Source organism: Variovorax ginsengisoli (genome assembly GCF_030486595.1).
In the GTDB taxonomy this organism is placed as follows: domain Bacteria; phylum Pseudomonadota; class Gammaproteobacteria; order Burkholderiales; family Burkholderiaceae_C; genus Variovorax; species Variovorax ginsengisoli_B.
In genome coordinates this window covers 375,648-388,306 of sequence record NZ_JAUJZH010000002.1, presented here as the reverse complement: position 1 = coordinate 388,306, position 12,659 = coordinate 375,648, and the positions used below count along the sequence as shown (strand labels likewise).

Annotated in this window: 14 protein-coding genes; 9 read left to right on the top strand and 5 right to left on the bottom strand. The window is 70.2% G+C overall.

Annotated features, from left to right (window positions below; translation table 11 throughout):
• The first annotated feature begins 42 nt into the window (after nucleotides 1-42).
• Complete coding sequence (locus tag QZH52_RS04395; protein WP_286535221.1) at nucleotides 43-999, top strand: LysR family transcriptional regulator; 957 nt, start codon at nucleotides 43-45, stop codon at nucleotides 997-999.
• Here the strand turns inward: QZH52_RS04395 and QZH52_RS04390 are convergent.
• The gene (locus tag QZH52_RS04390) at nucleotides 996-1,169 is read right to left on the bottom strand and encodes a hypothetical protein (RefSeq protein WP_286521672.1); all 174 of its coding nucleotides are present in this window, start codon (nucleotides 1,167-1,169) and stop codon (nucleotides 996-998) included. The genes QZH52_RS04395 and QZH52_RS04390 overlap by 4 nt on opposite strands.
• Before the next feature lie 128 nt (nucleotides 1,170-1,297).
• Here QZH52_RS04390 and QZH52_RS04385 point away from each other — a divergent pair, with 128 nt between their 5' ends.
• From QZH52_RS04385 to QZH52_RS04350, 8 genes are read left to right on the top strand one after another with little or no spacing between them, the layout of a single operon-like run.
• Nucleotides 1,298-2,140, top strand: a complete 843-nt coding sequence (locus QZH52_RS04385; RefSeq protein ID WP_301804441.1) for a metallophosphoesterase — start codon at nucleotides 1,298-1,300, stop codon at nucleotides 2,138-2,140.
• A gap of 2 nt (nucleotides 2,141-2,142) precedes the next feature.
• A complete protein-coding gene (locus QZH52_RS04380; RefSeq protein WP_301804437.1) occupies nucleotides 2,143-3,372 on the top strand; it encodes a nucleoside recognition domain-containing protein in 1,230 nt (409 codons plus the stop codon).
• A gap of 43 nt (nucleotides 3,373-3,415) precedes the next feature.
• On the top strand, nucleotides 3,416-3,952 hold the full coding sequence (locus QZH52_RS04375) for a flavin reductase family protein (RefSeq protein ID WP_301804434.1): 537 nt from the start codon (nucleotides 3,416-3,418) through the stop codon (nucleotides 3,950-3,952).
• The gene (locus QZH52_RS04370; RefSeq protein ID WP_301804431.1) at nucleotides 3,949-4,449 is read left to right on the top strand and encodes a BON domain-containing protein; all 501 of its coding nucleotides are present in this window, start codon (nucleotides 3,949-3,951) and stop codon (nucleotides 4,447-4,449) included. Before QZH52_RS04375 ends, QZH52_RS04370 begins: the two co-directional genes overlap by 4 nt.
• A 52-nt stretch (nucleotides 4,450-4,501) precedes the next feature.
• Entirely contained in the window at nucleotides 4,502-5,404 is a 903-nt protein-coding gene (locus tag QZH52_RS04365; protein WP_301804429.1) for a DMT family transporter, read from the top strand.
• Nucleotides 5,401-6,315, top strand: a complete 915-nt coding sequence (locus QZH52_RS04360; protein WP_301804426.1) for a glutaminase — start codon at nucleotides 5,401-5,403, stop codon at nucleotides 6,313-6,315. The genes QZH52_RS04365 and QZH52_RS04360 overlap by 4 nt, the downstream gene beginning before the upstream one ends.
• A gap of 8 nt (nucleotides 6,316-6,323) precedes the next feature.
• Nucleotides 6,324-6,797 (top strand): hypothetical protein, encoded by a 474-nt coding sequence (locus QZH52_RS04355; protein WP_286521665.1) that lies wholly within the window; start codon nucleotides 6,324-6,326, stop codon nucleotides 6,795-6,797.
• Nucleotides 6,798-6,834: 37 nt separating this feature from the next.
• Nucleotides 6,835-7,299 (top strand): CopD family protein, encoded by a 465-nt coding sequence (locus QZH52_RS04350; protein ID WP_301804421.1) that lies wholly within the window; start codon nucleotides 6,835-6,837, stop codon nucleotides 7,297-7,299.
• Nucleotides 7,300-7,323: 24 nt separating this feature from the next.
• Here the strand turns inward: QZH52_RS04350 and QZH52_RS04345 are convergent, their stop codons facing one another.
• The 4 genes from QZH52_RS04345 to QZH52_RS04330 all read right to left on the bottom strand — a co-directional run bounded on the left by QZH52_RS04345 (nucleotide 7,324) and on the right by QZH52_RS04330 (nucleotide 12,567).
• On the bottom strand, nucleotides 7,324-8,214 hold the full coding sequence (locus tag QZH52_RS04345; RefSeq protein WP_301804418.1) for a LysR family transcriptional regulator: 891 nt from the start codon (nucleotides 8,212-8,214) through the stop codon (nucleotides 7,324-7,326).
• 242 nt (nucleotides 8,215-8,456) lie between these two features.
• A complete protein-coding gene (gene treF / locus QZH52_RS04340; protein WP_286535241.1) occupies nucleotides 8,457-10,127 on the bottom strand; it encodes an alpha,alpha-trehalase TreF in 1,671 nt (556 codons plus the stop codon).
• Nucleotides 10,124-11,371 (bottom strand): CaiB/BaiF CoA transferase family protein, encoded by a 1,248-nt coding sequence (locus tag QZH52_RS04335; protein WP_286535242.1) that lies wholly within the window; start codon nucleotides 11,369-11,371, stop codon nucleotides 10,124-10,126. The genes treF and QZH52_RS04335 overlap by 4 nt, the downstream gene beginning before the upstream one ends.
• Nucleotides 11,371-12,567 (bottom strand): acyl-CoA dehydrogenase, encoded by a 1,197-nt coding sequence (locus QZH52_RS04330; RefSeq protein ID WP_301804411.1) that lies wholly within the window; start codon nucleotides 12,565-12,567, stop codon nucleotides 11,371-11,373. Before QZH52_RS04330 ends, QZH52_RS04335 begins: the two co-directional genes overlap by 1 nt.
• Nucleotides 12,568-12,659 lie beyond the last annotated feature (92 nt).

Sequence of the window (12,659 nt, the reverse complement as noted above, 5' to 3'; positions counted from 1 at the left end):
TTTGCCACTTTATCCTGCTGATGTTTATCATTCACATCACTTATGGACGTCAACTTTCGCACGCTCGACCTGAACCTTCTTCGCGTGTTCGACGAAGTGATGGCGGAGCGCAACCTCACGCGCGCGGCCCGCAACCTGGCGATCACCCAGCCGGCGGTCAGCAATGCGCTGCGGCGGCTGCGCGAGGTGCTGGGCGATGAGCTGGTGCGGCGCGCCGGCGCGGGGGTCGAGCCCACGCCGCGGGCCCTGGCGCTCTGGCCGACGGTGCGCGACGCGCTGCGGCAGCTCCAGCACACGTTGGCACCGGGTGAATTCGATGCCGGCATCGCCGACACGACCTTCCTGCTGGCGATGGCCGACGCGACCGCCGCCGAGCTGATGCCCGGGCTGATCCGGATCGTCGAGGAGGAGGCGCGCGCGGTGTCGCTGCGGGTGCTGCCGCTGACCACCCGCGATCCGCGCCGGATGCTGGAGCAGGAGGAGGTCGACGTCGCGATCGGCTATTTCCCTGCCGTGGTCGCCAGCCTGGCGGCCCGCGGGCAGTCCGGGGTCGGCGAGCCCTTCGAGACCCAGCGGCTGTATGTCGGGCAGTATGTGTGCGTGATGCGCCAGGGCCATCCGCTGGCCGACGCGCCGCTGACGCTCGACAGCTTCTGTGACGCGCGCCACCTGCTGGTCAGCTTCTCGGGGCGGCCCTACGGCTTCATCGACCAGACCCTCGGCGCGCTGGGGCGCGAGCGGCGCATCGTGGTGACGGTGAACCAGTTCTTCACTGCCGGGCGCGTGGTGGCCAATTCGGACCTGCTGACCGTGATGCCGCGACACTTCGCGCGGGTGACCGGGATCGACGACCACCTGGTGCTGCGCGAACTGCCCTTCGACCAGCCCCTGGTGCACGTGGATGCGCTGTGGCATCGGCGGGCCCAGCACGCGCATGCGCACGGCTGGCTGCGGCAGGCGCTGCTGCGCTCGGCGCAGGCCGCGTTCGCGGGTCCTTAGCGGACGACGCTGAGCCAGGCGCTGGCGGCGGCGCGCAGTTCCTGCGCGTGATGAGCGTCGAGGCCGGCGCGGCTGTCGGCGTTCTGCATCAGGATTGCGGCCGGGCTGGCATCGACAGCCTGGAGGGTCGGACGGAAAAAACGGGCCACGAGGGCAAGAAGGTGAAACATGATGGTGCGCTGCCCAAGCGGGCGGCGCGGAGTGACGATGAATCAAGAATAAGGGTTTTCCCCAATTCTTCAAGCCAAGCGCCATGCACAAAACGCATAACCTCATCCGCTAGACTGCACCCGTACCCATGAAGCTCCAGCTGCTCTCGGACCTCCATATCGAGGTTCACCCGCATCTCCAGGTCGCCCCGGCGGCCGGCGCCGACCTGCTGGTGCTGGCGGGCGACATCGGCTCCTACCAGGCCGGCTCGTCGCTGGCCGAGCCCGATTTCGGCCTGGCCCGCTTCTCGCCGCGCCATGGCTGGCCGGCGCCGGTGATCTATGTCCCCGGCAACCACGAGTACGACAACGCCGATTTCGATGCCGTCCACCAGCGGCTGCGCGAGACCTGCGAGGCGCTGGACATCCTCTGGCTGGAGCGCGAGACCCTGGTCATCGACGGCGTGCGCTTCGTCGGCACCACGCTGTGGGCCGATTTCGATGCCCTGGTCGAGCCCGGCGACGACTTGGCCGAGGCGCTCAAGAAGCGCGGCAAGGCGATGCGCGCCGCCAACTTCTACCTGCAGAAGGCCGCCACGACGCGCGGCGGCGAGATCTTTCTCGCCGATGCCTTGAGGGAGCACTCACTCATATGCCAGGCGTGGCTGCGCGAGGCACTCGCCCAGCCGTTCGACGGCACGACCGTGGCGATCACGCACTTTGCGCCGACCCTGGCGAGCGCCGATCCCCGCTATGGCCTGAGCCCGGGCACCGCGGGCTTCTGCAACAACCTGGACGAATTGCTGCCGCAAGCCGACCTGTGGCTGCACGGGCACCTGCACTGCCAGTTCGACTACCTGAAGGACGGCTGCCGCGTGGTCGCCAACCCGCTGGGCTACCTGGGCAAGGGGGAGCAGGACAACTTCGACCCGGCGCTGCTGGTCGAGGTGCCGCGCCCCCGGCAGACCCGCGCATCCGCTGCCGGGCGCTAGGCGTGCTCAACGGCCTGTGGCTCGGCTTCTTCCTGACCGCGGCGGCCGCGGCACTCGCCCGCTGGCTGCTGGGCGGCGACGCCACCGTGTTCGCCTCGATGGTCGAGAGCCTGTTCGCGATGGCCAGGCTGTCGGTCGAGGTGATGGTGCTGCTGTTCGGCACGCTGACCCTGTGGCTCGGCTTCCTGCGCATCGCCGAGGCCGCCGGCATCGTCGACCGGCTGGCGCGGCTGCTCGGCCCGCTGTTCCGCCGGCTGATGCCCGAGGTGCCGGCCGGGCACCCGGCACTCGGCCTGATCACGCTCAACTTCGCCGCCAACGCACTCGGGCTCGACAACGCCGCCACGCCGATCGGACTCAAGGCGATGCGCGAGCTGCAGACCTTGAACCCGAGCGCGACCAGCGCGAGCAACGCGCAGATCCTGTTCCTGGTGCTCAACGCCTCGTCGCTGACCTTGCTGCCGGTGACGATCTTCATGTACCGGGCGCAGCAGGGCGCGCCGGATCCCACGCTGGTGTTCCTGCCGATCCTGCTGGCGACCAGCGCCTCGACGCTGGTCGGGCTGCTGTCGGTGGCCTTCATGCAGCGCCTGCGGCTGTGGGACCCGGTGGTGCTGGCCTACCTGCTGCCCGGCGCACTGCTGCTCGGCGGCTTCATGGCGCTGCTGGCGACCCTGTCGGCCGCGGCGCTGGCCGCGCTGTCCTCGCTGCTGGGCAACCTGGTGCTGTTCGGGCTCATCGTCTTCTTCCTGGCGGTCGGCGCGCTGCGGCGGGTGAAGGTCTACGAGTGCTTCATCGAAGGCGCCAAGGAAGGCTTCGACGTCGCCAGGAACCTGCTGCCCTACCTGGTCGCGATGCTGAGCGCGGTCGGCGTGCTGCGCGCCTCGGGGGCGCTCGACCTGGCGCTCGAAGGCATCCGCTGGGTGGTGGCGCGCACCGGCTGGGACACCCGCTTCGTCGACGCCTTGCCGACCGCGCTGGTCAAGCCCTTCTCGGGCAGCGCGGCACGCGCGATGCTGATCGAGACCATGCAGAGCCAGGGCGTCGACAGCTTCGCCGCCAAGGTCGCCGCCACCATCCAGGGCAGCACCGAGACCACGTTCTATGTGCTGGCGGTGTACTTCGGCGCGGTCGGCATCCAGCGGGCGCGCCATGCGGTCGGCTGCGCACTGCTGGCGGAACTGGCCGGCGTGGTGGCCGCGATCGCGGTCGGCTACTGGTTCTTCGGCTGAGCGTTCCGGCCGGCGCCAGCGACCGCGCGGCCGATCGGCCAAAATGGACATCCAACTGCCCCCCTCTTCCGTGACCGCTCCCGCCCAGGCGCAACCGCCCTCCTTCTCCATCGACGAGTTCCGCGCATCGCTCGGCATGTTCGCCACCGGCGTGACCATCGTCACGGCGCGGGCCGCGAACGGCGCCCTGGTGGGCTTGACCGCCAACTCCTTCAATTCGGTCTCGCTCGATCCGCCGCTGGTGCTGTGGAGCCTGGCGCGCAGCGCGGCCTCGATGGCGGCGCTCAGCACCGGCTCGCACTATGCGATCAACATCCTGGCGGCCAACCAGAAGAGCCTGGCGGAGCGCTTCGCGGCCAAGGACATCGACCGCTGGGCCGATGTCGCCTTCACCGAGGGCGTCGGCGGGGCGCCGGTGCTGGTGGGCGCCGCGGCCAGCTTCGAGTGCTTCAACCGCAGCCGCTACGACGAGGGCGACCACGTGATCTTCGTCGGCGAGGTCGAGCGCTGCATGCACAGCGCGGGCGCCTCACCGCTGCTGTTCCACGGCGGGCGCTTCTACACGGAGCATCCGCTTTGAGGACCACGCCAGCGGTGCTGCTGGCGGTGGCCTGCGCGGTCGAACCCGCGGCGGCCCAGGAGCCGCCCAAGCCGGTCAAGCAGAACTGGTTCGACGACCCCTTCTTCCAGGTGGCGTCGGGCATGCGCAGCTGCCCGGTGCCCGAAGGCCCGCTGCTGACCGCCGAGGAGCGGCGCGCGCAGATGCACTCGCGCCTCGAACGCGGCACCAGCTGCTGGCTGGCCGGCCGCTGCGCCGACAGCAACGCCTACCGCTACGACAAGCCGCTGGCACCCAAGGAGCAGGCGGCGCTGGCCGCCGTGCCGGGCGTGCGGCGCGCCAGCGTCTGGGTCGTGATCCAGCGGCGCTGGGTCTACCTGCAGGGCTGCGTGCCCTCGCGCAGCATGGCCGCCGCGCTGGACCGCGCCGCCCGCAGCGTGCCCGACGTGGAAGTGGTGCTGCCCGAACTGATGGTCGGCACCAACGGCCACCCGCCCTATGCGCTCGCATCTCCCTGACACCGCCCCGCCGGCCCCAGGCCGCATCACAAGAAGAACAGAAATCCCTGGAATGATCGAACGCAAGGAACACCTCGACACCCGCGCCACCGCCCTGCTGATCGCCTGCTGCGCGTTCTGGGGACTGCAGCAGATCCTGATCAAGACCACCGTCGGCGAGGTGCCGCCGCTGTGGCAGGCCTCGATCCGCATGACGGGCGCGGTGGTGCTGCTGTGGGCCTGGTGCGTGCGCCGCGGCGTGCCGCTGTTCGCGCGCGACGGCACGCTGCCCGGCGGCCTCCTGGCCGGTGCGCTGTTCGCGGGCGAATTCACCTGCATCTATCTCGGGCTGCAGCTCACGACCGCCTCGCGGCTCACGGTGTTCCTGTACACCTCGCCCTTCGTGGTGGCGGTGCTGCTGCCGCGCTGGGTGCCGGCCGAACGGCTGCGGGGCCTGCAATGGGTGGGGCTGGCGATCGCCTTCGCGGGCGTGGTGGTGGCCTTCAGCGAGAGCTTCGGCCACAGCACCTCGGCGCAGCTGCGCGGCGATGCGCTGGCGCTGACCGCCGGCGTGCTGTGGGGCCTGACCACGCTGACGATCCGCGCCACCCGGCTGGCCACCGCCAGCGCCGAGAAGACGCTGTTCTATCAAATCGCGGTGACCGCGGCGGTCTCGCCGCTGCTGTCGCTGCTGCTCGGCGAGCGCTGGGGTTTCGCGTACTCGGGCTACGCCTGGTTCTCGATCGGCCTGCAGACCGTGATCGGCGCCTTCGCCAGCTACCTGGCCTGGATGTGGCTGCTGCGGCACTATCCGGCCACGCGGATCTCATCCTTCACCTTCCTGACGCCGCTGTTCGCGCTGGTGTTCGGCGTCGTGCTGCTGGCCGAGCCGCTGACCTTGCAGCTGGTGCTGGCGCTTTGCGGGGTGGCGCTCGGGATCGTGCTCGTGAACCGGCGCCCGGGAGCCAAGCCATGAACTTCCAGCCCGTGCTCGATGCCATCGAGGCCGAGGTCCGCCCGCTGCTCGGCGCCGAGGGCCAGGTGGCGAGCTACATCCCGGCGCTGGCGCGGGTGCCGGCACGGCAGTTCGGCATCGCCCTCAGGACCTGCGAGGGCCAGGAGGCCGCGGCCGGCGATGCCGACACGCCGTTTTCGATCCAGAGCATCTCGAAGCTGTTCACGCTGACCCTGGCGATGCGCCGCCTCGGCGATGCGCTGTGGGAGCACATCGGCCGCGAGCCTTCGGGCAACCCGTTCAATTCGCTGGTCCAGCTCGAGAACGAGCAGGGCAAGCCGCGCAACCCCTTCATCAATGCCGGCGCGATCGCGGTGGCCGACCGGCTGGTGAGCCTGGGGCACGCCGAGGCCGAGCTGATCGCGCTGATGTCGAACCTCTGCGGCGAAGCGATCGGCTACGACGAGGAGGTCGCCGCCTCGGAAGCCGTGACCGGCTTCCGCAACGTCGCGCTGGCGAACTTCATGAAGAGCTTCGGCAAGATCGACAACGATGTGCGCGAGGTGCTGAGCCTCTACTTCCACCAGTGCGCGATCCGCATGAGCTGCCGGCAGCTGGCCCGCGCCGCCGGCTTCCTGTGCCGCGACGGCGCTCACCCGATCGATGGCGAACCCGAGATCACGACCGAGCGCCATGCGCGGCGCATCAACGCGCTGATGCTCACCTGCGGCACCTACGACGCCGCCGGCGACGTCGCCTTCTCGATCGGCCTGCCCTGCAAGAGCGGCGTCGGCGGCGGCATCGTCGCCGTGGTGCCCGACAAGCTCACGCTGTGCGTCTGGTCGCCGGCCCTCGATGGCAACGGCAACTCGCTGCTCGGGCTGAAGGCGCTCGAGCTGTTCACGGCCCGCACCGGCCTTTCCATTTTTTGAATGCTCTCATGACAGACACTGCCGCCCCGATCCAGGAAGCCACCCTCTGGAGCGACGCGCTCTGGACCGCCCGCGTGATCAAGAACGAGGACGACGACGGCTGGGCCGTCGCGATGACCCGCCAGGGCGACCCGGAGCCCGCGCTGGTCGGCCCCTGGACCATGGGCCGCGACAAGAAGAACCCGAAGCCGCTCGACGCGCCGGCCTTCCACACGCTGGTGAAGACCGCCAACGAGGTGCTGCGCCGCCACGAGCAGCAGCTTCATGCGCGCCTGAACAAGCACGTCAGCGTGGGCGCCGGCTCCGAGCGCATTCGCGTGTCGCTGCAGATCGTGCCCGACGAGGACAATCCGCACGCGATGCTGCGGGCACATGACGAATCCGGCAGCGAGCTCGCCGAGTTGCGCGTGAAGCCGGACTTCAGGCTCAACGCCGCCAGCGCCGAGGCCTGGATCGAGAGCGGCTTCGAGAAGCCCCGCTGAAGCCGCGGGCCATCGGCGTTCTGGTCTACGCTACGCCATGTCCCTCCTTCCCGCCCTCCTGCTGTTCCTCCACCTGCTCGCCGCCGCCTTCTGGGTCGGCGGCATGGCGACGATGCACTTCGCGGTCCGCCCTGCCGCGGTCGCGCACCTCGAGCCGCCGCTGCGCCTGCCGTTCATGGCGGCGGCGCTGTCGCGCTTCTTCGTCGGCGTCTCGACCGCCATCGGCGTGCTGCTGGCGAGCGGATTGCTGCTGGTCTGGGCCGCCGGCGGCTTCGCGCGGGTGCACTGGAGCGTGCATGCGATGTTCACGCTCGGGCTGGTGATGATGGCGCTGTTCCTGCACCTGCGCTTCGCACCCTATCCGCGGCTGCTGCGCGCGGTGGCGGCCGGCCAGTGGCCGGTGGCGGCCGCCAACCTGAACTTGATCCGCAAGCTGGTCGCCACCAACCTGACGCTGGGCGTGCTCGTGTTCGCGCTGGCCGTGGTCGGGCGGGCGCTGTGAGCAGCAACGTCGCGAACACGCTGCCTACCGCTGGCTGAACCGCTCCAGGATCTGGAGCACGCTTTCGGTCGCTCCGTCGAGCGTTGCGCGCGGCCGGTGCGCGATGCCCAGATGCCGGGTCAGCTTCGGGCGGAGCGGCAACACCTGCAGCCGCTCGTTGAAGTCCGCGCCCACCGGCTGGTGCAACGGCAGCACCGCCGCACCGTAGCCTGCCGCCACCAGGGCGAGCATCGCCGCGTCGAAGTTGAGCTCGATGCGCGGGCGCGGCGATTCGCCGATCGCGGCGAACCATTCCATCGTCAGCCGGTACATGTGCGTGGTCGCCTCGTTGAAGATCAAGGGCCTCTCTGCCAGCCAGCGCGGCGTGGCCCGCTTCGGCGCCGCCCACTTCTTCGGGACGAAAGCCATCATGGGCTGGCTGCGCCAGCGCGTGACCATCAGGTCACGCATCGGTGGCTGCGGAATCGCCACCAGACCGATGTCCAGCGTGCCCATCGCGAGGCGCGACATGGCCTCGGACGAGCCGAGGATGCAGACCTCGACGTCGATGCCGGGGTGGTCGCGCTCCAGCTCCTCGAGCACCTGCGGCAACAGTTCGACCACGATGCCGGTCGACGTGCCCAGCCGGACGCGGCCCGTTCGCCCTTCGGCCTGGCGCCGCACGGCGTCCACGGCGTCGTCGGCATCGCGCAGCAGGCGCCGCGCGCGCTCGACCAGTGCAGCACCCGCGGCAGTGGGCGTGATCCGGCGGCTGCCCCGCACCACCAGCCGGGTGTCCAGGCGCGATTCGAGTTCGCTGATGTGCAGGCTGACCGTGGGTTGCGCGAGGTGGAGGGCCCGGGCGGCGGCCGAGAAGCTGCCGAGGTCGGCGATGGACACCAGGGTGCGGAGTTGGTCGAGGTTGAGTTGCCGCATCAGGAAAGCTGATAGGAAGTGACAGGATTCTCAACTTCCACAATAGCACGCAGGCTTGCAAGATGGCTGTCCGTCCATAAGGAGCCATGCCATGCCGTCGACCCAGTCCGCCCTCGTCACCCGCTTGCTCGATGGGGTGCACGCGCTGCGTCGCTGCTGGCAGGACCAGCGCCAGCTGCGCGCGATGAGCGAGCTCGACCTGCGCGACCTGGGCGTGGGCCGCAGCGAGATCCCCTGGTTGCTCAGCGATGCTGCGGCGCCGCCGCATGCGCCACGCAGCCGTGCGCGGTGTGCTGCGGGTGCTCGGCCAGCAAGGCGGCCGTGACGCCGTTGGTCCAGCCGAAGCCGTCCTGCAGCGGGTACTCTCCGCCGGCGCCGCCCGCGGTGTCGTCGCGCTCGACCCGACGCAGGGCGTATTTCTCGACCAGCTTGCCTTCGCGCTCGTAGAGCGCGGCCACGGTCGCGAGCCAGCGCCTGGCGATGGTGCGCGACAGCGCCTCGTGGCCGTAGTCGGCCAGCCCGCGGACCGCCATCCATTGCAGCGCCGCCCAGCCATTGGGGCGGTCCCATTGCTGGTCGCTGCCGCACTCGGTGGTCGACAGCCCGCCGTGCGCCAGCAGCCGCTGCGACACGGTCTCGGCCAGCGCCTCGGCCTGGGCAGCGGTCGCGAGGCCGACGAACAGCGGCACCACGCTGGCCGCGGTCAGGCAGCTGCGGCGCACGCCCCGCCGCCAGTCGTGGTCGAAGAAGGCGCCCTGCTGCGGGTCCCAGAAGCACTCGCCGATCGCGTCCCGGCGCGCCTCGGCCTGCTGCGAATAGGCCTGCGCGGCGGCGGCGTCGCCGGCCTGCCCGCTCAAGGTGGCGAGCGTGCATTCGAGCTGGTGCAGGAAGGCGTTGAGGTCGACCGGCAGGATGTCGGTGGTGCAGAGGCTGGCCAGCGAGGCGGCCGTGGCGGCGCGCACATGGGCGCAGGGCTGCACATCGCCCGGCGGCGGCGGCTCGCGCATCCAGCGGGTGCTGAAGTCCCAGCCCGACTCGCAGGCCGCGCGGATGTCGCGGTAGATCAGGGCCGGCTCGCGATCACAGGCCTGCGCCGTGGCCACGTCTTCGATCCACGACTCCTCGCGCGGCGTGTCGCGCTCGTCCCAATAGCGATTGAGCAGGGCGCCGCCGGCGAGCCGCACCACGCGCCGGCTCGCATCGCCCGGGGCCAGGCCCTCGCTGCCGGCCATCCACCACGCATGCTCGCGCCGCAGCTGCGGCAGGAAGTCGATCGCATCGACCGCGCCCTGCTGCTGCGCGAGTTCGACCATCAGCGCGAACACCGGGGGCTGCGAGCGGCCGAGGTAGTAGCTGCGGGTGCCGTTCGGCACATGGCCGTGGGTGTCGATCAGGAAGGCGAAGTTCTCGACCATGCCGCGCACCAGCGGCCGGTGGTGTTCGCCGGACAGGCCCAGCAGGGTGAAATAGGAATCCCAGTAGTAGAGCTCGCGGAAGCGTCCGCCCGGAACCACATACGGATGCGGCAGCTGCAGCAGCGAGGAGCGCGGCGGATGCACCTGCGGATGCCGCGTCAGCACCGGCCACAGGTCGGCGATGTGGGCCGCGATCGGTTGGCCCGGCACCGAGACATAGTCGCTCGGCGCCGGCTCGACCAGCTCGAAGTTCGCCTGCACGAAGGCCGCGAGATCGAAGCCGGGTTCGCCGCACTGCGCACGGTAGGCGGCCAGGATGGCTTCCGGCTCGGCGCGCGGCGCGCAATCGACGAAGGTCTTGCTGTCGGCGAACACGCGGCCCGACTGGACCGCGACGAAAAGCTCCTGGTAGCGGTCGGCCGGCGTCAGCGTGTCGGGCGCGGGCGCCGCCGCGGCGCGCGTCGAGCGCTTCGCGGTGGAAGCGCCCGGCGCGTTCACACCACGCCCGCCGCCCGCAGCGCCGCGCGCCTGGCTTCGTCGATGCCGAACTCGGCCAGCACCTCGTCGGTGTGCTGGCCCAGCGCCGGCGGCGCCCGGCGCAGCACCGGGGGCGTGGACTGCAGCCGCAGCGGGCTGGCGACGCCGACGATCTGTTCGATGCCGTCGCCGGCATCGCGCGGCAGAGTCACGGCCAGGCCGCGCGCCTTGACCTGGTCGTCCTCGAAGGCCTGGGCGATGTCGTTGATCGGGCCGCAGGGCACGGCCTTGTCTTCGAGCAGCGCGATCCACTGCGCCGTGCTGCGGGTGCGGGTCACGGCTTCCATCTGGGGGATCAGCACTTCGCGGTGCCTGACGCGCAGCGTGTTGGTGGCGAAGCGCGGATCGGCGGCCCACTCCGGATGGCCGGCGGCTTCGCAGAAGCGCGCGAACTGCCCGTTGTTGCCGATCGCCAGCAGCATCGCACCGTCGGCGGTGCGGAAGTCCTGGTAGGGCGCCAGGCTCGGATGGCTGTTGCCCTGCCGCTGCGGCGCCACGCCGGTGTTGAGGAAGGCGCTGGCCTGGTTGGCCAGGATCGCCATGCCGACGTCGAGCAGCGCCATGTCGATGTGCTGGCCCTCGCCGGTGCGGTGGCGCACTTCGATCGCGGCCAGGATGGCCGTGCTGGCGTAGACGCCGGTGAACAGGTCGGTGAGCGCGACGCCGACCCGCAGCGGCCCGCCGCCGGGCACGTCGTCGGGCCGGCCGGTGATGCTCATCATGCCGGTGGTGGCCTGGATCATCAGGTCGTAGCCGGCGCGCATGGCGTGCGGGCCGTCATGGCCGAAGCCGGTCACGCTGCAATAGATGAGGCGCGGATTGGCGGCCCGCAGGCTCTCGTGGTCGAGGCCGTACTGCTTGAGCCCGCCGGTCTTGAAGTTCTCGACCAGGATGTCGCTCTCGGCCGCCATGCGCTTGAGCAGCGCCTGGCCGTCGGGCGTCGCCATGTCGATCGTGACCGAGCGCTTGTTGCGGTTGCAGGCCGTGAAGTAGGTGGCCTGGTGGGTGTCGTTGCCGTCCGCGTCCTTCAGGAAGGGCGGGCCCCAGCCGCGGGTGTCGTCGCCGACGCCCGGTCGCTCGATCTTGATCACGTCGGCGCCCAGGTCGGCCAGGATCTGGGTGCACCACGGGCCCGCGAGCACGCGGGACAGGTCGAGCACCTTGAGGCCCGCGAGGGCGCCTTGCGTGGCGGCGGGGGCTGACATCAGTTGGCGAAGGCGGCGATGCCGGTCTGCGCGCGGCCCAGGATGAGCGCGTGGATGTCGTGCGTGCCTTCGTAGGTGTTGACCACTTCGAGGTTCACGAGATGGCGGGCCACGCCGAATTCGTCGCTGATGCCGTTGCCGCCCATCATGTCGCGCGCCAGGCGGGCGATGTCGAGCGCCTTGCCGCAGGAGTTGCGCTTCAGCAGCGAGGTGACTTCGACCGATGCCGTGCCTTCGTCCTTCATGCGGCCCAGGCGCAGGCAGCCCTGCAGGCCCAGCGTGATCTCGGTCTGCATGTCGGCCAGCTTCTTCTGGATCAGCTGGTTGGCGGCCAGCGGGCGGCCGAACTGCTTGCGGTCGAGCGTGTACTGGCGGGCGCGGTGCCAGCAGTCTTCGGCGGCGCCGAGCGCACCCCAGGAGATGCCGTAGCGGGCGCTGTTGAGGCAGGTGAACGGGCCCTTCAGGCCCCGCACTTCGGGGAAGGCGTTTTCTTCCGGGCAGAACACGTTGTCCATCACGATCTCGCCGGTGATGGAGGCGCGCAGGCCGACCTTGCCGTGGATCGCCGGGGCGCTCAGGCCCTTGAAACCCTTCTCGAGCACGAAGCCGCGGATCGGGCCGACCGTGCCGCTCTCGCTGACTTCCTTGGCCCAGACCACGAAGACGTCGGCGATCGGGCTGTTGCTGATCCACATCTTGGCGCCGGTGAGCGCGTAGCCGCCGGGCACCTTCTTGGCGCGCGAGACCATGCTGCCGGGGTCGGAGCCGTGGTCGGGCTCGGTCAGGCCGAAGCAGCCGATCCATTCGCCGGTGGCCAGCTTGGGCAGGTACTTCTGCTTTTGCGCCTCGGTGCCGAATTCGTTGATCGGCACCATCACCAGCGAGCTCTGCACGCTGGCCATCGAGCGGTAGCCGGAGTCGACGCGCTCGACTTCGCGGGCGATCAGGCCGTAGCAGACGTAGTTGAGGCCGGGGCCGCCGTACTGCTCGGGGATGGTCGGGCCCAGCAGGCCCAGGGCGCCCATCTCGCGGAAGATGGCCGGGTCGGTCTCGCCGGTGCGGAAGCCTTCGATCACGCGCGGGGCGAGTCGCTCCTGGCAGTAGGCGTTGGCGGCATCGCGCACCATGCGCTCGTCGTCCGTGAGTTGCTGGTCGAGCAGGAGGGGGTCGTCCCATTGAAATGCGGCGTGGGCCATCTGAAAGTCTCCGATGAGGGGTGCTGGAAGTCGGCCCTGATCGTAAGCGCCGGGGACAGGGAGCGCAAACGACGATTCGACACCCAGTTATG

What these genes read in the sequence shown, in the direction of transcription:
- QZH52_RS04395 (WP_286535221.1), top strand. Translation starts at nt 43, where the DNA reads ATGGACGTCAACTTTCGCACGCTCGACCTGAACCTTCTTCGCGTGTTC.
- QZH52_RS04390 (WP_286521672.1), bottom strand. Translation starts at nt 1,169, where the DNA reads ATGTTTCACCTTCTTGCCCTCGTGGCCCGTTTTTTCCGTCCGACCCTC.
- QZH52_RS04385 (WP_301804441.1), top strand. Translation starts at nt 1,298, where the DNA reads ATGAAGCTCCAGCTGCTCTCGGACCTCCATATCGAGGTTCACCCGCAT.
- QZH52_RS04375 (WP_301804434.1), top strand. Translation starts at nt 3,416, where the DNA reads ATGGACATCCAACTGCCCCCCTCTTCCGTGACCGCTCCCGCCCAGGCG.
- QZH52_RS04365 (WP_301804429.1), top strand. Translation starts at nt 4,502, where the DNA reads ATGATCGAACGCAAGGAACACCTCGACACCCGCGCCACCGCCCTGCTG.
- QZH52_RS04360 (WP_301804426.1), top strand. Translation starts at nt 5,401, where the DNA reads ATGAACTTCCAGCCCGTGCTCGATGCCATCGAGGCCGAGGTCCGCCCG.
- QZH52_RS04355 (WP_286521665.1), top strand. Translation starts at nt 6,324, where the DNA reads ATGACAGACACTGCCGCCCCGATCCAGGAAGCCACCCTCTGGAGCGAC.
- QZH52_RS04350 (WP_301804421.1), top strand. Translation starts at nt 6,835, where the DNA reads ATGTCCCTCCTTCCCGCCCTCCTGCTGTTCCTCCACCTGCTCGCCGCC.
- QZH52_RS04345 (WP_301804418.1), bottom strand. Translation starts at nt 8,214, where the DNA reads ATGCGGCAACTCAACCTCGACCAACTCCGCACCCTGGTGTCCATCGCC.
- QZH52_RS04335 (WP_286535242.1), bottom strand. Translation starts at nt 11,371, where the DNA reads ATGTCAGCCCCCGCCGCCACGCAAGGCGCCCTCGCGGGCCTCAAGGTG.
- QZH52_RS04330 (WP_301804411.1), bottom strand. Translation starts at nt 12,567, where the DNA reads ATGGCCCACGCCGCATTTCAATGGGACGACCCCCTCCTGCTCGACCAG.